At 70.3% G+C, this 20,652-nt stretch carries 16 protein-coding genes, 1 other RNA gene and 2 pseudogenes; 7 read left to right on the top strand and 12 right to left on the bottom strand.

The genetic code is table 11. The features are described 5' to 3' along the window. Nucleotides 1-2: 2 nt before the first annotated feature. Nucleotides 3-599, bottom strand: a complete 597-nt coding sequence (locus GFH49_RS25785; protein WP_155058479.1) for a hypothetical protein — start codon at nucleotides 597-599, stop codon at nucleotides 3-5. A gap of 144 nt (nucleotides 600-743) precedes the next feature. On the opposite strand from GFH49_RS25785, the gene GFH49_RS25790 reads away from it, so the two are divergent. From GFH49_RS25790 to GFH49_RS25800, 3 genes are read left to right on the top strand one after another with little or no spacing between them, the layout of a single operon-like run. Continuing rightward, complete coding sequence (locus tag GFH49_RS25790) at nucleotides 744-2,633, top strand: DUF4357 domain-containing protein (RefSeq protein ID WP_230396488.1); 1,890 nt, start codon at nucleotides 744-746, stop codon at nucleotides 2,631-2,633. Then, a complete protein-coding gene (locus GFH49_RS25795) occupies nucleotides 2,630-3,835 on the top strand; it encodes an McrC family protein (protein WP_155058481.1) in 1,206 nt (401 codons plus the stop codon). The genes GFH49_RS25790 and GFH49_RS25795 overlap by 4 nt, the downstream gene beginning before the upstream one ends. A 39-nt stretch (nucleotides 3,836-3,874) precedes the next feature. Next, entirely contained in the window at nucleotides 3,875-6,016 is a 2,142-nt protein-coding gene (locus GFH49_RS25800; protein WP_155058482.1) for a UvrD-helicase domain-containing protein, read from the top strand. A gap of 20 nt (nucleotides 6,017-6,036) precedes the next feature. Here the strand turns inward: GFH49_RS25800 and GFH49_RS25805 are convergent, their stop codons facing one another. The 6 genes and pseudogenes from GFH49_RS25805 to GFH49_RS25825 form a co-directional block, all read right to left on the bottom strand. Further along, nucleotides 6,037-7,695, bottom strand: a complete 1,659-nt coding sequence (locus GFH49_RS25805; RefSeq protein ID WP_155058483.1) for an N-6 DNA methylase — start codon at nucleotides 7,693-7,695, stop codon at nucleotides 6,037-6,039. 488 nt (nucleotides 7,696-8,183) lie between these two features. Continuing rightward, nucleotides 8,184-8,609: RNase P RNA component class A (gene rnpB, locus GFH49_RS25810), an RNA gene on the bottom strand. Between the two features lie 193 nt (nucleotides 8,610-8,802). Beyond that, nucleotides 8,803-9,585, bottom strand: a pseudogene (locus tag GFH49_RS41615) (DMT family transporter); the annotation flags it as partial. Nucleotides 9,586-9,604: 19 nt separating this feature from the next. Beyond that, nucleotides 9,605-10,447 carry an AraC family transcriptional regulator gene (locus GFH49_RS25820; RefSeq protein ID WP_155058484.1) on the bottom strand — a complete coding sequence of 281 codons (843 nt, stop codon included), beginning with the start codon at nucleotides 10,445-10,447 and terminating at the stop codon, nucleotides 9,605-9,607. A 10-nt stretch (nucleotides 10,448-10,457) separates the two neighbouring features. Further along, nucleotides 10,458-10,738: pseudogene (locus tag GFH49_RS40415) on the bottom strand (Uma2 family endonuclease); the annotation flags it as partial. Nucleotides 10,739-10,872: 134 nt separating this feature from the next. Beyond that, nucleotides 10,873-12,303, bottom strand: a complete 1,431-nt coding sequence (locus GFH49_RS25825) for an RNB domain-containing ribonuclease (RefSeq protein WP_155058485.1) — start codon at nucleotides 12,301-12,303, stop codon at nucleotides 10,873-10,875. 90 nt (nucleotides 12,304-12,393) lie between these two features. Here GFH49_RS25825 and yaaA point away from each other — a divergent pair, with 90 nt between their 5' ends. Continuing rightward, nucleotides 12,394-13,176 carry a peroxide stress protein YaaA gene (gene yaaA, locus GFH49_RS25830; protein ID WP_155058486.1) on the top strand — a complete coding sequence of 261 codons (783 nt, stop codon included), beginning with the start codon at nucleotides 12,394-12,396 and terminating at the stop codon, nucleotides 13,174-13,176. 73 nt (nucleotides 13,177-13,249) lie between these two features. Next, a complete protein-coding gene (eda, locus tag GFH49_RS25835) occupies nucleotides 13,250-13,885 on the top strand; it encodes a bifunctional 4-hydroxy-2-oxoglutarate aldolase/2-dehydro-3-deoxy-phosphogluconate aldolase (protein WP_196218129.1) in 636 nt (211 codons plus the stop codon). Here eda and GFH49_RS25840 read toward each other — a convergent pair. Genes GFH49_RS25840 through GFH49_RS25850 form a run of 3 tightly spaced genes read right to left on the bottom strand, consistent with a single transcriptional unit; the run spans nucleotide 13,860 to nucleotide 16,699 of the window. Next, nucleotides 13,860-15,098 carry a bifunctional RNase H/acid phosphatase gene (locus GFH49_RS25840; protein WP_155058487.1) on the bottom strand — a complete coding sequence of 413 codons (1,239 nt, stop codon included), beginning with the start codon at nucleotides 15,096-15,098 and terminating at the stop codon, nucleotides 13,860-13,862. The genes eda and GFH49_RS25840 overlap by 26 nt on opposite strands. A gap of 12 nt (nucleotides 15,099-15,110) precedes the next feature. Then, nucleotides 15,111-15,854 (bottom strand): zinc ribbon domain-containing protein, encoded by a 744-nt coding sequence (locus GFH49_RS25845; protein ID WP_196218132.1) that lies wholly within the window; start codon nucleotides 15,852-15,854, stop codon nucleotides 15,111-15,113. After that, nucleotides 15,851-16,699: a Nif3-like dinuclear metal center hexameric protein gene (locus GFH49_RS25850; RefSeq protein ID WP_155058488.1), complete on the bottom strand. Its 849-nt coding sequence runs from the start codon at nucleotides 16,697-16,699 to the stop codon at nucleotides 15,851-15,853. Before GFH49_RS25850 ends, GFH49_RS25845 begins: the two co-directional genes overlap by 4 nt. A 199-nt stretch (nucleotides 16,700-16,898) precedes the next feature. Between GFH49_RS25850 and GFH49_RS25855 the strand changes: the two genes are divergently transcribed. Continuing rightward, nucleotides 16,899-18,158, top strand: coding sequence for a hypothetical protein (locus GFH49_RS25855; RefSeq protein WP_155058489.1), 1,260 nt, complete (start codon nucleotides 16,899-16,901; stop codon nucleotides 18,156-18,158). Between the two features lie 105 nt (nucleotides 18,159-18,263). Then, nucleotides 18,264-18,419 (top strand): hypothetical protein, encoded by a 156-nt coding sequence (locus tag GFH49_RS39500; RefSeq protein WP_196218130.1) that lies wholly within the window; start codon nucleotides 18,264-18,266, stop codon nucleotides 18,417-18,419. 108 nt (nucleotides 18,420-18,527) lie between these two features. Here GFH49_RS39500 and GFH49_RS25860 read toward each other — a convergent pair whose 3' ends face one another. Together GFH49_RS25860 and GFH49_RS25865 are read right to left on the bottom strand one after the other, a co-directional pair. Next, the gene (locus GFH49_RS25860) at nucleotides 18,528-19,502 is read right to left on the bottom strand and encodes a 3-oxoacyl-ACP reductase (protein ID WP_155058490.1); all 975 of its coding nucleotides are present in this window, start codon (nucleotides 19,500-19,502) and stop codon (nucleotides 18,528-18,530) included. Nucleotides 19,503-19,525: 23 nt separating this feature from the next. After that, complete coding sequence (locus tag GFH49_RS25865; RefSeq protein ID WP_155058491.1) at nucleotides 19,526-20,602, bottom strand: Zn-dependent alcohol dehydrogenase; 1,077 nt, start codon at nucleotides 20,600-20,602, stop codon at nucleotides 19,526-19,528. Nucleotides 20,603-20,652: the final 50 nt, after the last annotated feature.

Consider the following 20,652-nt stretch of genomic DNA (forward strand, 5'->3'; position numbering starts at 1 on the left):
CACTACTGGAGCCAACCGATGTGGCGGAGTGTGGGGATGACCCGGAAGAGGGTGAAGGCGAGGACAGGGGTCTCGTCGTCCCCTTCAGAGAAACAGAGCGCATGCTGGAGCGGCTTGAAATCCTGGGGCTCCCCGATGTCCACCGGTGGAAGGTCCGGTTCGTCGAAGGCTGCTTCCAGGCTCACGCCTGGTCTGTCGGTCAGATCACGGATCCGGTCCGAGCCGCAGTCGGCCACGAGCGCGGCAGTGGTGAGCGACTTCCGGAAGGAAGGACGGTCGTGGGCACCGGGTACGGCGAGCCAGGCCATGATCCGCAATCGCCCCCGACGGAGGGCTGCCGGCTCGATCCCGGCCCGTCGTCTGTTGTGCAGATTGGACAGAGGAGCCGGCATCTCGGGAACGAGGGACGGCTGGTACAGCACGAGATCCCGCTCGCCGTTGTCCCACCTGGTGTCATGGACGGTCAACAGCGGGCGGCCCGGCAGAGCAAGTTGCCATTCGGCGGCCACGCCGGTCGACTGCTCCCCGGAACAGGTTTCCCCGGACTTCGCCGTCCGTCCGCTGCTCCGGCTGATGGTGAGGTCGTCGTGGAGTCTCATGCCTGGGTGGTGCCTTCCGGAGAAGTACGGCAGCGAAACACGACGTCGGGCGTGTCCGCCGAATACTGAACGTAGCCGTCGTCGTGTTCACGTGGATAGGGTCCGTTGCGATGGGCCATGGATCTTGCCAGTCGAGGGGTGGGCGTGAGCGAGGAATACGGAAACTCCTCTGGTGCGACGGAGAATCCCGAGTTCCAGTTGCGGTTGCCCGGTGGTGACGAGATCGACCGGGCGAGGGGAGTCCTGCTGGACGCGGAGGGCACCAACGGCAGCAGGAGGTTCCTCATCCGTGCGGGATCACCGGCACGCGCCCACGTGATGCCTTCGTTTCCCAAGCACTTCAGCGGCACCTACCGGCGGCGCGAAGAACTGAAGGCCCAGGATGTGATCCGTCCCTCCGAGCGCTGGCCGGAGTGGCTGGAGCTCGCCGAAGACGTCGAGTGTGGGTCCCCGTCCTCGGCCGCGGAACTCCTGGTCGGTGCCCCCCGCAACGGCTGGGAGGAGTGGAAGACCGAGGCCGGTGTCCCGCTCGCGGACTTCATGGACGGCGTCCGGTCGGGACCGAACCGGGCCTGGCTCGTCCGGGGCTCGAATGTGTCGGGAGCCGACCTCGTCCAGAGGCTCTGGCTGCCCGAGGGGCGGGTGTCGCTCTCGGCGGCACGCCTGCGCCAGGGAGTCGGGCAGGGGGTGAGCAAGGAGCGCTTGCGTGCGTTCGTCGAGGAGGACTACGGGACCACGGCGACGTACAACCAGAAACTGGAGCTGGTCGAGGAGCTGTATGCCTTCCTGTCCTGGATGAAACCCGGCGACACCGTGTGCACGATCTCCGGCGGGCGCCTCTATGTCGGCGAGATCACCGGATCCGTGCAACAAACCGCATCCGAGGGCGGGCGGTCCAATCTGCGGCGTCCTGTCGAGTGGCAGAGCACGGGGTACCCGTACGACGAACTGCCCGAGGCGCTCCAGCAGAAGCTATCCGTGCAACACGACGTGGTCGATCTGACGGCCGTCCAGGCTCTCGTCGACGGGCTCGGGCTCACGGACGAGGAACTGGCCGACGACGCGGAGGCCATAGATCGCGATCCCAGCATCGAGGTGCCGGCGATCGCGGCCCGCCGGGGACTCGAACTCCCGCAGCCGGACCAGGAACTCGCGGACGAGTTGCTGGTTCACGATGTGGAGTGGCTGCGCGAGCTCCGGGATCTGCTGTGGGATGAGCGGCAGTTGGTGCTGTACGGGCCACCGGGCACCGGCAAGACGTACCTCGCGCTGAAGCTCGCCGAGTTCCTGGGAGGCGGGCCGGAGCAGGTGAAGCTGGTGCAGTTCCACCCCTCGTACGCCTACGAGGACTTCTTCGAGGGGTTCCGGCCCAGGGAGGACCCGCGGACACACGAGGTCGCCTTCCGGCTGACCGCGGGCCCGCTGCGTGAACTCGCCGACCTGGCCTCGCGCGAGGGAAACCGGCACGTCCCCCACTTCCTGGTCATTGACGAGATCAACCGGGCGAACCTCGCGAAGGTCTTCGGCGAGCTGTACTTCCTGCTGGAGTACCGCAACAAGTCGGTGCGGCTGACGTACTCCGGTGACGACTTCGCACTGCCGCCGAACCTCTTCGTCATCGGGACCATGAACACGGCCGACCGCTCCATCGCGCTGGTCGATGCGGCGATGCGCAGAAGGTTCGCGTTCGTCGAACTGTCGCCCCGCACCGAGCCCACCCGCGGGCTGCTGCGCCGCTGGCTTCACGCCCAGGACCGGGACGTCGAGCCGGCGGACCTGCTCGACGCGCTCAACGCCCGCATCGACGACCCCGACTTCCTCATCGGCCCGTCCTACCTGATGAAGAAGGGCGTCTACCGGGAGGGCGGACTGGAACGCACCTGGCGCACCAAGATCCTGCCCCTGCTGGAGGAGCACCACTACGGCGAGGGCGTCGACACCGAAAGGCGGTACGGGCTCCAGACCCTGCGGACGGCGGTCGGACGCACCGGGACACCGGATGAGCAGGACGACGGGAGTGGGCCGGTCTCGTGACCGTCGTCGAACTCGTCGAGTACGCCCCGGCGCTCACGCGGGCGCTGCCGGACGAGATCGGCCGGGCGCTCGCCGCCTCCCGCATCGTGGACGCCACGCCCGACCCGTATCTGCCGGGGCAATGGCGGCTGCGGGCCGGAAGCAAGGTCGGGGCGTTGGTTCTTCAGGCGCCCGGACACGGACCGTTCGTCCTGCGCATCACACCCAAAGTTCCGGTCGCCAGGCTCTTCTTCCTGATCGGATACGCCCTGAACCCTGCGGTCCACAGGGAAGGAGAGGTGCACGTGACGGAGCAGGCCGAGGTGCTTCCCGCTCTGGCCCACGCATACGAACGTGCCCTGGAACGGGCGCTTCGCCAGGGGGTGCTCCAGGGCTACCGGCACACCGAGGAGGCCGCCTTCGTCGTCCGCGGGCGCATCCGCGAAGCCGACCAGATCCGCCGCCGCCACGGGCGCGTCCTGCCGGTCGAGGTGGCCTACGACGAGTACACCACCGACATCCCCGAGAACCGGCTGCTGCGCGCAGCAGCCGACCGGCTACTCCGGCTGCCTCGCGTCCCCGGTGACGTCCGCCGCAAACTCCGCCATCATCAGGCACGGATGACCGAAGTCGAGCCGCTGGTACGGGGGCGTGAGCTGCCCACATGGCGGCCCAGCAGGCTCAACTCCCGCTATCAGCCCGCGCTGCGGCTGGCCGAGACTGTCCTGCGGGGCTCGTCCGTGGACCACCTGCCGGGCAACATCGCCGTCGACGGCTTCCTCCTCGACATGAACAAGATCTTCGAGGACTTCGTCTGCGTGGCACTCCGCGAGGCCCTGGCCCCGTACGGCGGGCACTGCACTCTCCAGGCCAGGGGCGTGCACCTGGACGAGGAGAACGCCGTCCGGATGCGGCCCGACTTCGTTCGGTACGGCGACGACGGTCGCCCGCTCGCCGTGGCCGACGCCAAATACAAGGCGGAGAAGCCCGAGGGATTCCCTGACGCCGACCTTTACCAGATGCTCGCCTACTGCACGGCCCTCGGGCTGCCCAAGGGGCACCTGATCTACGCGAAGGGGAACGCCCCGCACGCCGCCCACCGCGTCCGCCGCGCGGGAATCACGCTCCAGCAGCACGCGCTGGACCTCGACCGGTCTCCCGCCGACCTCCTCTCATCTGTACGGGAGTTGGCCGAACGGATCGCCCGAGGCTCGCACATTTGATCAACGCACCCTGTCCGGCACGGAGTGAGGAGTCCCGCCATGCCGCAGCTCGCCTTCGCGCACAGCTTCTGGGAGAGCTACGACGTGCTGGAAAAACCCGTCAAGGCCGGCGTGCGCAAGGCCATGGCGAAGTTCCAGCAGCTCACGGTCGCCGAACTCCACTCGGACAAGGGCATCCACCTGGAATCGGTGGACAAGGCCCGGGACCCGAGGATGCGGACCATCCGCATCAACGACTTCTGGCGCGGAGTCGTCCTGGCCCCCGACGACTCAAGCGACGTCTTCCTGCTCCTCAACGTCGTGCCGCATGACGATGCGTACACCTGGGCGGCGAAGCGGCTCTACACGGTCAACACCGCGACAAGGGGCCTTGAAGTCCGGAACGTCGTCGCCATCGAACAGCTGACCCCGGCGCTTGCGAAGGCAGCGGCCGTGGCGCCCAAGCTGCTCTTCGCCCGGCATTCCGACACCGTGCTGCGCGAACTCGGCATCGACGACCAGGTGCTTCGTGCGGTTCGCACGATCACCGACCAGGCGCAGCTCGAAGCCTTCGGCACGTTGCTGCCGGAAGACCAGTTCGAGGTCCTCCAGTTTCTCGCGGAGGGTTTCACACCGGAGGAGGTCTACCGGGATGTCGTAGCCGTTCGCCGGCCCACCGACGCGGCGCCCGAGGCGACCGAGGACCTTGCCACCGCCATCGCCAACACATCGAGCCGCATCACCCTGGTCACCGGGCCGGAGGAGCTGGCCGACATCCTCGACAAGCCCTTCGCCGCCTGGCGGGTCTTCCTGCACCCCTCCCAGCGGCGTGTGGCCTACCGGACGTCGTACGGAGGTCCCGCACAGGTCACCGGCGGACCCGGCACGGGCAAGACGGTCGCGGCTCTGCACCGGGTCAAGCACCTCCTGACCCGTTCACTGGACCACCGGATCCTGCTGACCACGTACACCGGAGCCCTTGCAGCTGCCCTGCGGGAGAACCTGGCCCTGCTCCTCGACGACGCGGAGCGGCTGGAGCGCGTTGATGTCACGACCGTCAACGCCTATGCGCACCGCGTTATCTCCGAGCTCCGAGGGAAGGCACCCGCACCCGTCGGAGACCGGGAGGAGCGCCAGGTCTGGCAGCGGGTGCGCAAGCAGCTGGCCCTGCCGTGGACGGAACAGTTCCTGGCCCAGGAATACCGGCATGTCATCCTCGCCCAGGACATCCGGACCGCCGACGAGTACCGGCGCGCGGCACGCCGGGGCAGGGGCACCCCTCTTCAGCCTGCAAAGCGGGATCAGGTCTGGGGCGCCGTGGAACGCTTCACATCCGACCTGGGAGCCCAGGGCGTCTGCACCCACCTGCAGGTATGTGCGGAAGCCGCGCGACTGCTGGACGCCCCCGAAGGGGGCATCTACCGCTACGACCATGTGGTGGTCGACGAAGCCCAGGACCTGCACCCTGCTCAGTGGCGGGTGGTGCGCGCGGCTGTGACGCCCGGCCCCGACGACCTGTTCATCACAGGCGACCCGCATCAGCGCATCTACGACTCACGGGTCTCACTGGGCTCGCTCGGCATCACCGTCACGGGCCGGTCGAGCAGGCTCCGGGTGAACTACCGGAGCACGGAGGAGATCCTGTCCTGGTCGACCGGCATCCTCTCTGACGTCACCGTCGAGGATCTGGCCGGCGACGGAGCGGACAACCTCGTCGGCTACCGCTCACTGCTGCACGGCCGCACCCCCTACGTCACAGGACACAGGACAGAGCACGACGAGGTCGCGGCATTGGTGAAGCGGATAGAGGACTGGATGGCGCAGGGCGTCCGACCCGCCGAGATCGCCGTATGCGCTCGATTCAACCTGTTGCTGAACCGAGTCGCCGACAGGCTGACGGACGCAGGCGTCCCCACGGTGCGCGTCAAGGACAATCCCGGGCCGGACGTGGACAGCGTGCGACTGGCCACCATGCACGCGATGAAGGGGCTGGAGTTCAGGTGCGTGGCGGTGCTTGGTGTGACAGCGAGCGCAGTGCCCTTTGCCCGGGAGATCACCCCGGCCGACGTGGACAGGATGCAGCACGAGACCGACATGCTGCGGGAGCGGTGCCTGCTGTTCGTCGCGTGCACCCGGGCACGCGAGGCGCTGCACGTCTCGTGGAGTGGCACGCCGAGCCCCTTCCTGCCGCAGGGGGCCTGAGACAGCTGAAGCGCGAAATGTCAGTCGTCCTCGCGGGGCGGAGTGAGCGCCCCACTGGTGAGACCGTCACGGGCGAGTGAGGCCGCCTGCTCGCCGAGCTGGGACACCTTCTTGACCCGCTCCTCGAATTCCTGGAGCAGACGGAAGACGGCTCCGTATCGACGCTGCTCACCAATGGCCATCTGGGGGATGCGCGCGCCTCGCGCGTCCAAGCGGAAGGTACCGCTGGAGCTGGTGGAGCGACGCGTATTGGCCGCGCTGCGGAGAAAACCCTGCAGGTAGTCCTCGTCCAACTGCTCGCTCGTCGAGGTGGGTCCGTCGTCGCCCAGATCGACCAGTCCCGCACGGCCCAGGTCCGCGAGACTCACGGTCGCAGAGTCGAGGGAATCGCCGCCCTTTTCTGCGCCGAGCGCCGGCAGAAGTCTGGCCATCGCGCTCAGCTGCTCCTCGATTTCCTCCCGGATGGCACCGTATTCGGCGGAGTAATCACGGTGCGACGCCCGTACATGACTTGCGGGTGTGAGGTCGACGATGTCGTCGAGCAGTTCGACGAGGGGTACGTCCACGATCTGCTCGGGCGCAGGTTCCAACGAATCCTCAGGATCGTTGGCTGTCAGATCCACCATGCGGACAACGGACACGGCGTCCGAGGCTGACGACGGCCGACGCAACAGCCAGAGATGGACCGGCAACTTGTGTGATGCTGCCGTGCCCGGCGGAAGCGCAACAACCTGGCTGAGGATCCCCCGACGCACCATCTCGGCGCGAATGCGGCGCCCGGCCTTCCGATAAGCGACCGACGCAGGCATCACGATCAGGACGTGGCCACCTGGGGCAGTGTGCGCATAACAGTGCTGAAGCCACGCCAGCTCCCCCTCCGCGCGGGACGGCGTACCCAGTTCCCAGCGCGAGTCGAGCAGCAGTTCCTCACGCCCCCAGTCGGGTTCGGCGACCGGGGGATCACACACCACGAGGTCCGCACGCAGGTTCAACCAACTGTCCGAGCGCAGGGAGTCGCCAGTCGCCACGGACACGTCCCTCAGCCCAATCAGGTCGGCACGCAACTGCGCGAACTCAGCAGCGCTGGGATCCAGCTCCTGCCCACAGCGGCGGGAGCCGACCAGCGGACCTACGGCGAAGAGCAACGACCCAATGCCACAAGCTGGATCGAAGACGGTGCCGCCGTCAGGCAACGGCGGCACAAAATGACTCACGGCCCGGACAATCCGCGGGGACGTCACCTGATCAGATCCGGCCCGACGCGCCGAATCCAGAAACCGCTCAGTCAGCGCTTTGATCACGTGTGCCGCCGACTCACGCGCAGCAAGCTGGGTCAGCAGCTCCGACACAGCCGGGTCCAGCCCCGGTACAGCACCGCGGGTGAGAAACCGGGCAACCAATGCGAGCCCGCTGACCATGTCGTCACCATAGGCTCCGCGCAAGGCCTGCCACAGCCGCACATCGTCCGAGAGATCCTGCCCCTTTCGTTGCTGCGCAAGCCAGGCACGGACCTCGGGAAGAGAGAAGAGAGGGGTGCCCGCCCCACCGCTCACGGGGGCGGGAAAGTCGTCGTAGCGCCGCCTCCAGTTGGACACGGCGGCCCTGGTCACTCCCGCCAGCCGAGCAATCTCAGCCCCAGTGACCAAGGGCGCAGCAGCGGATCCAGTGTCGTCCCTCATACCATCCACCGTACACGGCACTGAGCACGAGGCATAGGCGTGCATATGTTGACGCCGCAAACGGATGTGTGGGGTCAGAATCGGGGCACGGAGGCATCCGGCACTGATCAACGCAACCAGATGACCCCCAACTGCCGCATCCATGGGGAAGCTCCACCCCGAGCAGCACCGGTCCGCCGGGAATACGAACCACAACCGAACCGGTGCTGCGAACGCCGACCGGCGCCCCCGAGGCAGACCGACACCCCCGTCAAGAAGGCCGAAGGCCCCTTCTCACGGTCCACGAGCATCCGGCTGTGCTCCACTGCAAGCAAAACGCTGGAAACATTCCCAATCCGCCCCCTGCGGCCGAGACGGGATCGACGATACTCGGCGTACACGCACGAGTTGTCTCGCGCTGCCCCACCGGGAATTCGACCCGAATCGACCCCAGCAGACACCCGCCAAGGCATTCATAGCGGGCATAACCTGCGAAAACAGCATAAAGGCAGACGAGTCGGGCTATACGCCGGGTTCTGTCGCCCGGTCGCCTCGCGGCGGCCGGGGAGACGGCCATCCATCTAGGACCGGCGTTGCCGCCGGCCTCGTGCGGTCTACCCGCGGACTTGGGCGGGCAGCCCTCGAACGTCCGCGCAGAGTCGCCCTTTCTACCGAAGAGGCGGCTCCTCTTGACCTTGCTCCGGGTGGGGTTTACCTAGCTGCCCAGGTCACCCTGGGCACTGGTGGTCTCTTACACCACCGTTTCACCCTTACCGGGGGCCGTACGAGTACGGTCCCCGGCGGTCTGCTTTCTGTGGCACTGTCCCGCGGGTCACCCCGGGTGGCCGTTAGCCACCACCCTGCCCTGTGGAGCCCGGACGTTCCTCGGGAAGCACCCCGTGAGGGGGACTCCACGCGGCCGTCCGCCCGGCTCGTCTGCCGTGTGGACCATGCTACCGGGCTCGCGCGTCGCCTCGGTTCGGCTGGGTGTCCGGGTCCGGTGTCCGGGGGTTGCTTCCCGGGGCGGCGTAGCAACGGGCGTGGGGTCCTGCCCGGTCCGGCCGCCGTCGCCAGTACCGAGCCCGTCAGGATCAGGGCGAAGGCCGCCAGTACCCCTGCCGTCAGCTGCTCGTCCAGGAAGGCCGCGCCCGCTGCCACCGCCACCGCCGGGTTCACGTAGGTGAACACCATCGCCCTCGTCGGACCCACCTCCTTGATCAGCTCCAGGAAGGTCACGAAGGCCACCGCCGTGCAGATCACACCCAGGCCGGCCAAAGCAGCCAGTACCGAAGGCGACGGGACCGACGAGGGCCATGTCATCGCCGCCGCCGGTGCGTACACCAGTGCCGCCAGCGCCAGGCACGGCGCCGTCAGCTGCAGCGTCGGGACCTGCCTCAGCCAGCGCGCCGCGATCAGCGGTGCCGTCGCGTAGCCGAGCACCGTCAGCAGCAGCTCCCCCAGCGACCGCGCGTCCCCGCCGGTGAGATGCGGGACCGTGAGGACCGCCACCCCCGCCAATCCCAGCGTCAGGCCCGCGGCCCTCCTCACCCCAAGCCGCTCCCCCGCCCCGAAGAAGCGGGCCAGGGCGACCCCGACGATCGGCACGCCCGCGATCAGCAGGCCCGCCGTCGAGCTGGACAGGTGCCGTTCCGCGTCCGTCAGGGTCCACCACGGGCCGATGATCTCGATGCAGGCGAAGGCCAGCATCGGGCGCCAGTGCAGACGTACCGTCCGGGGCAGGGCGCCCTGGCGCAGGGCGAAGGGGAGCAGGAGTGCGGCGCCCAAGGCGCAGCGCGTGAACACCACCATCGACGGGGACAGATCCGCCTCCACCGCCACCTTGATCAACAGGTAGGGGATGCCCCACACCACGCTCATCACCGAGAACAGGAACCAGCCACGTGCAGTCATGCGCGCAGTCTCGGCCGCCTCAGCGTCCGCCGTCTTGAACGCTGTTGCGGTACGCGGCCGGTGTCACCCCGAGCACGCGTCGGAACCAGCGCGTGAGGTGCGCCTGGTCGGCGAAGCCCACCGACCCCGCTACCTCGGCCGGTCGCAGCCCGCACTCCAGCAGGCCTCGGGCCCGGTGCACGCGGTGCTGGGCCAGCCAGGCGTACGGCGGCATTCCCGTCGCCGTGCGGAAGGCCCGTAGGAGCTGGTAGCGGGAGAGGTCCAGCCCGGCGGCCAGTTCCGTGAGGGAGGGCGGGGTCCGCAGCTCGTCCGCCAGGCGCTCTCGTACCTCCCGCGCTATGCGCGCCGCGCCCGCGACCTTGTCATCCGCCGGGCGGGCCGTGGAATGGCGGCGGGCCAGGGCCGTGAGGAGCCAGGGGAGGCGGGATTCCGCCTCCAGCGGGTCGGGGCAGGCGCTGAGTTCGGTGTGAGCCAGGCGCAAGGCCGCGGCCAGTTCGGGGTCGTCGAGGAGCGGTTCGCGGAAGTGCGGGAGTCCGCCGACGGTGCCTTCCGTGAGGAGGGACGGCTCGGCGTACAGCGCTCGGTACGCGTAGCCGTCGGACGTGCCCGGGCCGCCCGTGTGTGCTTCTCCGGGGGCCAGTACGACGATGGAGCCCGGGCCCGTGCGGATGCGGCCGCCTCGGTAGTCGATGACCTCCTCGCCGCTGACGCAGACACCGACCGTGAACTCCTCGTGGGCGTGCGGGGCGTAGACGTGGCGGTCGAAGGCGGCGGTGAGGAGGTAGAAGGGCGGGCCGCAGCGGCCGAGCCGCGCCCTGGTCCAGCGGGCCTGTTCCCGTGTGCTCACCTTGCACCCCCTCATCCCGAGGGGATCAGAGGAAGTCCGCGGTGTCCAGTTCGCAGGCGAAGGGCTCGGGGAGGGTGAGCGGTCTGCCGAAGGGGCGGGTGCACTGCTCTCGGTAGTCGTCCTGCCTTGCGTCACTGAAGAGTGTGACCTGGGAGGTTTCGCGGTCGGCCAGCAGATGGAGCGGGATGCCGCCGCGGGCGTGACAGGGCGTTTGGCCTCGCGGTCGGACTGCGGTTTGGTGGAGGTCACCTCCAGCACCATGGCGACGCCCTCGCAGGGCATCCAGGAGTCGGCGCCCCCGAAGAGGCCGGATGCGACTGGGGACATCGGCTGATCACCTGTAGGTGAGATCGGGATCCGTTCCGTCGAGCGTGGCCCACGATCACGGTCACCGTCAGGACAGGGCTCGCTTGACCCTGCCGCGGCGACGAAGCACGCGATCACGCAGGCGGCGGCCACGCGAACCGCACCCTCGCCGCCGCCGGATCCGCTTGGATGAGGCGGACGTGGAGACGTTCGCCGAGGGGGAGGGGAGCCGTGGTGCTCTCGATGGGGGCTACTACGGCCGGGGAGTCCAACTGGACCTTTCCGGCCGTGGGCCGGTGTTCCTCCACGTCCACCACGTACCCGTCGAACTGCTCGCCCACCCGGTCCTTCAGCAGCGCGGCCTCGACGATGTCGACGCAGGCGCGCTCCACCTGGCCCGCCCTCCGCGTGCCGTCGGCCATCTGCTTGGGGAGGGTGTCGAGGGCGGCGAGGACCCAGTCGGGCGCGGCGCCTCCGGAAGCAGACGCCAGGCAGATCTCGGTGGCGTAGCGGTCGGCGAGGCGGCGGAGGGGGGCCGTGCAGTGGGCGTAGGGGGCGGCTACCGCGGAGTGGGTGGTGATGGTGGGGAGGGCGCCGTCACGGAAGACCGTGTAGCCGGCGCCGCGCAGCAGGGTTGTGCATTCGAGCAGGAACGCCGCGTGGTGCGGGCGGTGCGGGTCGAGGGAGCGGATCAGGGCCGCGTACGAGACGTGGTGCGGCCAGTCGATGTGCAGGGCGTGCGCGGTACGGCGGAGGCGGCCGACGGCGCCGTCGGGGGCGGTGGGGAGGGTGCGCAGTACGCCGGTGCCGTAGGCCAGCATCAGGTCTGCTGCCGCCATTCCCGTGAGCAGGGAGATCTGGGCGTTCCATGCGTCGGCGGGGCGGGGGGCGCGGTAGTTCAGCTCGTATGTGTGGTCGTGCTCGGTGATCTCCTGCTCGGGCACGGTGAGCGAGATGCCGCCGCGATCGATCTCCAGGCGTTCCCTCGCCTCCCCGATCTCCTTGAGCAGTGCGAGCGGTTCTTCGGCGGTACCGGAGTCGATCTGCCGCTGCACGCCCGCGTAGTCCAGTTTGGCCCGGCTGCGGACGAGGGCCCGGCGGACGTCGACGGCGAGCGTGCGGCCGTCCGCGTCGAGGTCGATGGTCCACAGGGCGGCCGGGCGGGGCTGGTCCGGGAGGAGGCTGGCGGCGCCCTCGCCGAGCAGCGTCGGGTGCAGGGGGATCTTCTCGTCCGGGAAGTACAGCGTGGTCACCCGGCGGTGGGTCTCCAGGTCCAGTGGTGACCCGGGTACGACGAAGGCGGCGACGTCGGCGATGGCGTACCGGACGCGGTAACCGGTGCCCTGGCGGGAGAGGTGCATCGCCTGGTCGAGGTCGCTGGAGGTGGGAGGGTCGATGGTGAAGAGGGGGATGTCCGTGGCGTCGTGGTCGGGCGCCTCGGGAGTGGCCGGGACCGCCTCGGGCGGGAAGCTCGCGGAGACGCCGAGTTCGGTGCGCAGCGCGGTGAGGGCGGCCCGGAGGGGGGCTTCAGGGGCGCCGGTCACGCGGATGTGGCGGCGGGGCATGACACCGAGCGTAGGGCCGGGGTGAGGGCGTGGCATCCGCAGGTATCCGACGCCGTACGCTGTCGCGAAGCCCGATCCGAAGGAGAACCTGTGCTTGTCCTGCTGCCGCCTTCCGAAGGCAAGGCCGCCTCCGGCCGTGGCGCCCCGCTGAAGCTGGAGTCGCTGTCGCTGCCCGGCCTGACGCCGGCCCGGGAGGCGGTCCTCGGCGAACTGGTCGAGTTGTGCGCGGGGGACGCGGAGAAGGCGCGCGAGGTGCTCGGGCTGAGTGAGGGGCTGCGGGGCGAGGTCGCGAAGAACACCGAGCTGAGGACGGCGGGGGCGCGGCCCGCCGGGGAGATCTACACGGGGGTGTTGTACGACGCTCTGGACCTCGGCTCCCTCGACACCGGGGCGAAGCGGCGGGCCGGGCGCTCGTTGCTGGTCTTCTCGGGGCTCTGGGGTGCCGTCCGGGTGACGGACCGGATCCCCTCGTACCGCTGCTCGATGGGGGTGAAGCTGCCTGGGCTCGGGGCACTGGGCGCGCACTGGCGTACGTCGATGGCCACCGTCCTGCCCGAGGTCGCCGGGGACGGGATGGTGCTGGACCTGCGGTCCTCCGCGTATGCGGCCGCCTGGAAGCCGAAGGGCGGGGTGGCCGGGAGGACGGCGACCGTGCGGGTGCTGCATGCGCCTACGCGGAAGGTGGTGAGCCACTTCAACAAGGCGACGAAGGGGCGGATCGTACGGAGTCTGCTCTCGGCCGGGGCCGCGCCGAAGGGGCCGGCGGAGCTGGTGGAGGCGCTGCGCGACCTGGGGTATGCGGTGGAGGCAGAGCCGCCGGGGCGGGCGGGGGTGGCGTGGGCGCTGGATGTGCTGGTGGACGAGGTTCACTAGGTCCCCGGAGTGTCTATTGCAGTATGCGCAACGCGCGTTGCGCATACTGTTCGCCGGCGGCACGATGTGGGGCATGAGCGCCTCCCTCCTTGATCTCGCCCCCGTCGTCCCCGTGGCCGTCGTACCGGACGCCGCCGACGCCGTTCCGCTCGCGCGGGCGCTGGTCGCGGGTGGGCTGCCCGCGATCGAGGTGACGCTGCGGACGCCGGTCGCGCTGGACGCGATCCGGGCGATCGCCGGGGAGGTGCCGGACGCGGTGGTCGGCGCGGGGACGGTGATCACGCCGGAGCAGGTGTCCCGAGCGGTCGCGGCCGGGGCGCGGTTCCTGGTGAGCCCGGGCTGGACGGACGTACTGCTGGAGGCGATGCGGGCGTCCGGGGTGCCGTTCCTGCCGGGGGTGTCGACCACGTCGGAGGTCGTGGCGCTGCTGGAGCGGGGCGTGACGGAGATGAAGTTCTTCCCGGCGCGGGCGGCGGGCGGTACGGCGTATCTGGAGGCGCTCGCCGGGCCCTTGCCGCAGGCGCGGTTCTGCCCGACCGGCGGGATCGGGCTCGCGTCGGCTCCCGAGTATCTGGCGCTGCCCAACGTCGGCTGCGTGGGCGGCACTTGGATGCTTCCCGGCGATGCGGTGGCCGCGCGGGACTGGGCGCGGATCGAGTCGCTGGCCCGCGAGGCCGCGGCGCTCAGCGCAGGTGCGACGTGTCGTTGAACAGCCGCACGCTCGCGTTGCCGTCCGCGTAGTACGCCACCGCCGACAGTGAGGCCGCCGAGAGTTCCATGCGGAACAGCGACTCGGGCGGGGCACCGAGGGCGAGCCGTACGAGCGTCTTGATCGGGGTGACGTGGGTGACCAGCAGCACCGTGTGACCCGTGTACGCCGCCACCAGCTTGTCCCTCGTGGCCGCGACCCGCGTCCCCGTCGCCGTGAAGCTCTCGCCGCCGCCGGTCGGTTCGGCGTCCGGGGACGCGAGCCAGGCGTTCAGGTCGTCGGGGTGGCGCTGCTGCACCTCGGCGAAGGTGAGGCCCTCCCAGGCGCCGAAGTCCGTCTCGATCAGCCCGTCCTCGATGCCGACGTCGAGGCCGAGACGGGCGGCGACGATTCCGGCGGTCTCGCGGGTGCGGGCGAGGGGGGACGCGAGGATGGTCTGGATCGTCCCGCGCCGGGCGAGAGCGTCCGCCACCCGCTCGGCCTGTTCCCTGCCGACGTCGGACAGCGACGGGTCGGTACCGCCTCGCCCCGAGAAACGCTTCTGCGGTGTCAGCGGCGTCTCGCCGTGCCGCAGCAGCACGAACGTGGCGGGCGCACCGAGGTCGGCCGCACCCCACCCGACGGTGGGCGTCGTCGCCACGTTGCGCGCGGCGCGTTCGTCGGCATCGGCGTCGGCACGGACGTCGGCATCGGCGCGTACGTCGGCGTCGGCACGGACGTCGGCATCGGCACGGACGTCGGCATCGGCGCGTACGTCGGCACCCGCGCGTACATCGGCATCGGCCTTCGCAACGTCCGCAGCACCGGAAGTCCCCGCGTCCATCGCCTCGTTCGCCAATCGGTCCGCCCGCGTGTTCATCTCCCGCGGGATCCACTCGTACGTCACCCGCCCGGGCGGAAACGCCCGGACCGCCTCCGCGGCCAGCGGCTTCATAGCAGGGTGCTTGATCTTCCAGCGGCCCGACATCTGCTCGACGACGAGCTTGGAGTCCATGCGGACGTGCACGGTGGCGGCAGGGTCGAGGGTGTACGCGGCGCGCAGCCCCGCCAACAGCCCCCGGTACTCGGCGACGTTGTTCGTCGCGATGCCGAGGTACTCGGACTCCTCCGCCAGCGTCTCCCCGGTCGCCGCGTCCGACACCACGGCCCCGTAACCCGCGGGCCCGGGATTACCCCGCGACCCGCCGTCGGCCTCGACGATGAACTCCCGCACGACGTGAGCGCCTTACAGCCCGGACTCGGACGTACGCACCAGAATGCGCCGGCAGTTCTCGCACCGCACCACCGTGTCCGGCGCGGCTGCCCGGATCTCGTTGATGTCGGTGATGGACAGCTCCTGGCGGCAGCCCTGGCAGGTGCGCTGGTAGAGCTTGGCCGCGCCGATGCCGCCCTGCTGCCCGCGCAGCTTGTCGTACAGCCCCAGCAGCTCGGCGGGGACGGATCCGGCGATGACCTCGCGCTCCTTGGCCGCCGAGGCCGCCTCGCCGTCCAGCGACTCGTACGCGGCGTCCCGGCGGGCGGTCGCGTCGTCGATCTTCGACTGGACGGAGGAGACCCGGTCGGTCAGCTCGGCGACCCGCTCCTGTGCGGACTCGCGGCGCTCCATGACCTCCAGCACGATGTCTTCGAGGTCGCCCTGCCGCTTGGCGAGGGAGGCGATCTCGCGCTGGAGGTTCTCCAGGTCCTTCGGGGAGGTGACGGCGCCGGAGTCGAGGCGCTGCTGGTCGCGGACGGCGCGCTGGCGCACCTGGTCGACGTCCTGCTCGGCCTTGGTCTGCTCGCGGGCGCAGTCGCTCTCCTCGGTCTGCGCGGCCACGAGCAGGTCGCGCAGCTGGGTGAGGTCCTTGGTCAGCGACTCGATCTCGGCGTGCTCGGGGAGCGACTTCCGCTTGTGGGCGAGCTGCTGGAGGCGGACGTCGAGGTCCTGGACGTCGAGGAGTCGGATCTGGTCTGCGGGCGCGGCGTTCAGTTGGGGGCTCCAATTGACGGGGAGTGGCTGGTCCACGGGTCGGTGACCGTCCTGGACACGTGGACACGCAGGTCCCAGCCATTCCGGTCGGAGATCTCGTCGAGCTGGGCGGCGGCCAGCTCGCACCAGGGCCACTCGGTGGCCCAGTGCGCCGCGTCGAGCAGCGCGAGAGGAGTGTGGGCGCGGGCCGCCATGAATTCGGCCACCGGGTGGTGTCGCAGGTCCGCGGTGAGGAAGGCGTCGACACCGGCCGCACGCACCTCGTCGAAGAGGCTGTCGCCCGAGCCTCCGCTCACGGCGATCGTCCGTACGACCGCCTCGGGGTCGCCTGCGACGCGGATGCCCTGCGCGGTGGCGGGCAGGCGTTCGGCGGCCCGCAGAGCGAACTCGCGCACGGGCAGCGGGTGGTCCAGCTCGCAGACCCGGCCCAGGCCCCGGCGCCCGGACGGATCGGACGGATCCGGCACCAGCGGTCGTACGACACGCAGGTCCAGGGCGCCGGCGAGCGCGTCGGAGACGCCCGGGTCGGCGGTGTCGGCGTTGGTGTGGGCGACGTGCAGCGCGATGTCGTTCTTGATGAGGGTGTGCACCACGCGGCCCTTGAAGTGGCTCGCCGCGACCGTCGTCGTACCGCGGAGGTAGAGCGGATGGTGGGTGACCAGCAGGTCGGCGTCCAGCTTCACCGCCTCGTCGACGATCTCCTGGACCGGGTCGACCGCGAACAGGACCCGGGAGACATCCTGGCCGGGGTCGCCCACGACGGTGCCGACCGCGTCCCAGGACTCGGCCCGCTCGGCGGGCCACAGGCTCTCCAGCGCGGCGATGACTTCAGACAGACGGGGCACGCGCTAAAGGCTACCTGGAGCTTCTGCGCCACTGAACCTGCACCGGGGCCCCACCCGGGTCGCTCTCCCCGTCCAGCACATCCGCCCCCGTCTCCTCAGGCGAATCGATTCGCGGCCACCCTTATGTGTGAAGCGGGAGCCTGGCGGTCCCCCGTCAGTGCGTGCGAAAACTAGCTTCGTCACCGGAGGTGACCGACCGATGACGGCCTGTGTGATCGAACCCACCACGGAGAACGAGGACGACCCGGCCCCGCTCGCGGGGTGCACGATCACCGTGGACGGCTGCTATGCCGCACGTCTCGCCGCGCACGGCGACTGCCTGTTCCCGGAGCGCTGGACCCTGGACGGACCCGAGCCGTACGCCGTGCCGCTGCCCGGCAACCAGCCCGAGGAACCCGGCACCGAGGTGCAACCGCTGAGCGACGGCCGGGTACTGATCCGGCGCCTGGCGGACGGACGACATGTCTTCTCGCTGCTGTACCCGACCGGGCCCGGCACCGGGGAGCTGCCGCTGGGCGCGGTCGAGTGCCCGGTCCCCGGCTCCCGGCTGCGGCTGCTGCCGCCCGCGCCCGGCGGCGACAAGGCGTACGCCCTCGCCGTGGGCCGGCGTTCCAGCACGGTGTGGCTGGTGGCGGGCGGCGCCTTCGGGCCCGAGCAGCTCGCCGAGATCCCCGGGCGCTGCTCGGGCGGGGTGTGGCTGGACCGTACGGGGCGGATACTGGCCCTCGACCGGGAGACCGGCGGGCGGACCAAGACCGTCGTCGTCGACCTGGAGCGCGGCGGCGAGGTGTCACCGCTGCTGCAGATCGCCGCGGACAGCGACGACCGGCTGCTGCTCGCCGACCCGGACAGCGGGCTGCTGCTGATCAGCTCCGACGCGCCCTCTCCGGGGCAGGCCCGGCTGGGCTGGGGGGTGCTCGGCAGCACGCTGCCGGTGCGGTTCCCGGAGAGCCTGCGGGTGGCGGACTGCACGGTCACCCCGTTCGCCGTCCAGCCGGGGCAGATGCTGATGCCGGAGAGCTGTGCGGTGGCGCTCCGCATCGACGGTCCGGTGAGCAGCTGGCTGGGTCTGTGGCGGCCGAGCGAGCGTCGGGTACGTCATCTTCCGGGGCCCGAGGGGTGGTTGGCGGGGGCGGGGCTGTTCAGCCGCGACGGGGTGCTGCGACTGCCGTATTCGACGGGGGTGGTGGCGTGCGGGGTGGCTCGGGTGGAGGCGGGAGGGGCGGGAGGGGCAGGAGGGGCACTGGAAGTGCGGGAGCCACTGCTGGAGGAACCGGCGGATTCCGCTCCGCGTGTACCGGAGGACTCCGCTCCGCGTGTACCGGCGGATTCCCCACCGCCTGAGCCCTCGTCCGAGTCCCCGTCCGAGCCGCCGTCCGAGCCGCCGTCCGAGCCCGTCGCCGCGCGCCCGGTGCCCCTCCAAGAGGCGCCTCTGCACGATCGTATGGCGACCAGGTAACGAAGTAGTGGCGGTTGGCGTGTGCGGCTGGATTCGGTGCGTGGTGTGCCGGTTACACTCGCCCGGCTGTAAGAAAGATCATGTTGACGGGGTGGAATTCTTCAGATGAGCGACGCCACTACGACCCAGCCGCACGCCGACACCGAGCAGAACACCGGTCACGGCAAGCACAGGGGCCCGGTTTCGTCCCACGAACGCGAGACGGCACCGAGCGGCCGTCACCGCAAGCCGGTGGAGCAGCAGACCGAGACTGCTGCCTGACGGTACGTCGACCGGCCCCGCCCGTCCGCTGGACGGGCGGGGCCGTTGTCGTAGGGGGGCGTAGGGGATGGGGTCGCCTGCCGTCGCCTGCTGGGGAGTCCGGTCGGGCTACCGGCGCTTGAGCCCCAGTACCTCCGCCGCCGCGAACGTCTCCCCCTTCGTGTCCGCGTAGTGCGCCGTGAGTACGGCGTCCAGCTCGTCGTAGCTGAAGGCGTCCTGCTTGCTGTCGAACTGGGCCTGGACCCGCGGGCGTTCGACGATCGCGACCATGCCGCCGTGCACGACGAGCAGCTGGCCGTTGACGCGGGCGGCGGCCGGTGAGGCCAGGTAGCCGACGAGGGGGGCGACGTGTTCGGGGGCGAGGGGGTCGAGGCCGGGGGCCGATGCGCCGGATGTGTCGGATGCGCCGGATGCGCCGGATGCGCCGGATGCGTCAGGGAAGACGTCCTCCGTCATCCTGGTGCGGGCGCGCGGGCAGATCGCGTTGGCCGTCACGCCGTACTTGGCCAGGGCGAGGGCCGTGGAGGTGGTGAGGCCGACGATTCCGCCCTTCGCGGCAGCGTAGTTGGGCTGCCCGGCGGAACCGGCGAGGAAGGCCTCCGAGGAGGTGTTCACGATCCGCCCGTACACCGGCGCCCCGGCCGCCTTGGACCGCTCGCGCCAGTGCGCGGAGGCGAAGCGGGTGGTGTTGAAGTGGCCCTTGAGGTGGACCCGTATCACCGAGTCCCACTCGTCCTCGGTCATGGAGAAGACCATACGGTCGCGCAGGATGCCCGCGTTGTTGACGAGGATGTCGAGCTTGCCGAACTCCTCGACCGCCGACTCGACGAGCGCGCGGGCCTGTTGGAAGTCGGCGACGTCCCCGGTGTGGGCGAGTGCCGTGCCGCCCGCTTCGCGGATCGCGGCGGCGACCTCCTCGGCGGGGGCGGCGGACGCCTCGCCGGAGCCGTCCCGGCCGGGCTGTCCGTAGTCGTTGACGACGACGGCCGCGCCGAGCCGGGCCAGCTCCAGCGCCTCGGCCCGGCCCAGGCCGCGTCCGGCGCCGGTGACGACGGCCGACAGGCCCTCAAGTGGCAGTGACATCAAGGTCCTTTCGCGGGAGGGGGTCAGATCTCGATGCAGGTGCGCAGCGCGGTCCCCGTCCGCATCTGGTCGAGGGCCTCGTTGATGTCGGCGAGCGGGACGCGGTGCGTGATCAGTCCCTCCAGGTCGATCCGGCCGGTACGCCAGAGGGAGATCGTCCGCTCGTAGGAGCGCAGGACGTCGCCGCCGCCATACAGGGACGGCAGGATCCGCTTCTCGTCGAAGAACAGCTCGAACATGTTGAGCTGGAGGAAGTCGTCCATGGCGCCCGCGCCGACGACGACGAGGGTGCCGCCGCGGCGGGTGTTCTCGTATGCGGTGCGCGCGGTGGCGGCCTTGCCGACGACCTCGAAGACGTAGTCGAAGCCCTCGCCGGCGGTGGCCTGCTGCTTGGCGTCGGGCAGCTCGTCCGGCGAAACGGCCTTCGTGGCACCGAACTTGAGCGCGGCCTCACGGCGCGAGGCGACCGGGTCCACGGCGACGATCTCGGCGGCGCCCTTGAGCCGAGCGCCCTGGACGGCCGAGATACCGACCCCGCCGCACCCGATCACGGCGACCGACGAACCGGCCTCCACATCGGCCGTGTTGAGGGCCGCGCCCAGCCCGGTCGTCACCCCGCAGCCGATCAGGGCGGCGATGTCGAAGGGCACGTCGTCCGGGATCGGCACCGCGCAGCGGGCGTCGACGACGACCTCCTCGGTGAAGGTTCCGGTGCCCGCCATGCCGAAGACGTCACCGCCGGGGCGCTTGAAGTTGGGGGTGCCCGCGTTCATGAACCCTGCCAGGCACAGCTCGGTCTGCCCGCGCCGGCACGCGGGGCAGGTTCCGCAGGCGGGCAGCCAGCACAGGACCACCCGGTCGCCGACGCTCAAGTCGGTCACACCGTCGCCGACTTCGAGGATCTCGCCTGCGCCCTCGTGGCCGGGCACGAACGGTGCCGGCTGCGGCAGGACGCCGCTCATCGCCGACAGGTCGGAGTGGCACAGCCCGGTGGCCCGCACCCGGACCCTGACCCGTCCGGGGCCGAAGCCCACCGCCTCGATGTCGTCGAGGACGTCGAGTTTGTCCTGGCCGATCTCGTGCAGTACGGCTGCGCGCATGGTGCGGCTCCCCTCGGAAGTACTTGACTCACGGGTGCTGGACGGTGCTC

Source organism: Streptomyces blattellae (genome assembly GCF_009709555.1).
Lineage (GTDB): Bacteria > Actinomycetota > Actinomycetes > Streptomycetales > Streptomycetaceae > Streptomyces > Streptomyces blattellae.

What these genes read in the sequence shown, in the direction of transcription:
- GFH49_RS25825 (WP_155058485.1), bottom strand. Translation starts at nt 12,303, where the DNA reads ATGCCCCGCCGCCACATCCGCGTGACCGGCGCCCCTGAAGCCCCCCTC.
- eda (WP_196218129.1), top strand. Translation starts at nt 13,250, where the DNA reads ATGAGCGCCTCCCTCCTTGATCTCGCCCCCGTCGTCCCCGTGGCCGTC.
- GFH49_RS25800 (WP_155058482.1), top strand. Translation starts at nt 3,875, where the DNA reads ATGCCGCAGCTCGCCTTCGCGCACAGCTTCTGGGAGAGCTACGACGTG.
- GFH49_RS25820 (WP_155058484.1), bottom strand. Translation starts at nt 10,447, where the DNA reads ATGAGGGGGTGCAAGGTGAGCACACGGGAACAGGCCCGCTGGACCAGG.
- GFH49_RS39500 (WP_196218130.1), top strand. Translation starts at nt 18,264, where the DNA reads ATGAGCGACGCCACTACGACCCAGCCGCACGCCGACACCGAGCAGAAC.
- GFH49_RS25805 (WP_155058483.1), bottom strand. Translation starts at nt 7,695, where the DNA reads ATGAGGGACGACACTGGATCCGCTGCTGCGCCCTTGGTCACTGGGGCT.
- GFH49_RS25855 (WP_155058489.1), top strand. Translation starts at nt 16,899, where the DNA reads ATGACGGCCTGTGTGATCGAACCCACCACGGAGAACGAGGACGACCCG.
- GFH49_RS25865 (WP_155058491.1), bottom strand. Translation starts at nt 20,602, where the DNA reads ATGCGCGCAGCCGTACTGCACGAGATCGGCCAGGACAAACTCGACGTC.
- GFH49_RS25785 (WP_155058479.1), bottom strand. Translation starts at nt 599, where the DNA reads ATGAGACTCCACGACGACCTCACCATCAGCCGGAGCAGCGGACGGACG.
- GFH49_RS25860 (WP_155058490.1), bottom strand. Translation starts at nt 19,502, where the DNA reads ATGTCACTGCCACTTGAGGGCCTGTCGGCCGTCGTCACCGGCGCCGGA.